This window comes from Burkholderia sp. GW821-FHT14F03, assembly GCF_058803765.1.
In genome coordinates this window covers 1-695 of the sequence record NZ_JBXAPG010000142.1, presented here as the reverse complement: position 1 = coordinate 695, position 695 = coordinate 1, and the positions used below count along the sequence as shown (strand labels likewise).

General features: G+C 63.3%; 1 protein-coding gene. It reads right to left on the bottom strand.

Going from position 1 to position 695, the window contains the following annotated elements; genetic code table 11:
* A partial coding sequence (tssC, locus tag AC1RQF_RS33410; protein WP_492874410.1) for a type VI secretion system contractile sheath large subunit occupies window positions 1-695 on the bottom strand: 695 nt, incomplete at both ends.

Genomic DNA, 695 nt, shown 5'->3' with positions numbered 1-695 from the left:
ATATACGGCAGCCGGGACGAAAGGTTGGCGTTCGCCGTGGCGTCGTCGTCCTCGTAGATCGACGGCCGGTGCACGGTCTTCGCGCCGATGAAGGCCGCGGTATCGGAATTCTTGCGGTACACGAGCGGCATCAGGCCGGATTCCGACAGTTCATGTTCGCGACGGTCCGAGATCGCGATTTCCGTCGGGCAATGCAGCTCGACCTCCTGGTCCTGCGACGGCAGCACGAATTTCGGCAGCACTTCCACCGCGCCGCCCGACTCGATGCCGCGGATCTTGGTGCACCAGCCGTAGGTCTTGAAGGCACGGGTGATGTTCGCGCCCATCGCATAGGCGGAATTCGCCCAGCAGAAATCCTCCGAGCGGTCCGGATCGACCTTTTCCTCGAAACCGAACTCCTCGATCGGCTGCGTCTTCGGCCCATAAGGCACGCGCGCCAGGAAGCGCGGCATGGTCAGCGCGAGATAGCGCGAATCGTTGCTCTCCCGCAGACGGCGCCAGAACGCGTACTCGGTCGACGTGAAAATCTTCGAGACGTCGCGCGGATTCGACAGTTCGTTCCAGTTGTCCATCTGCAGCAGCCCCGGCGCGGCCGCCGACACGAACGGCGCGTGGGCAGCCGCCGCGATCTTCGACATCTCGGTCAGGATCGACACGTCCTGCATGCTGTGGTCGAACTGGTAATCGCCGATCAG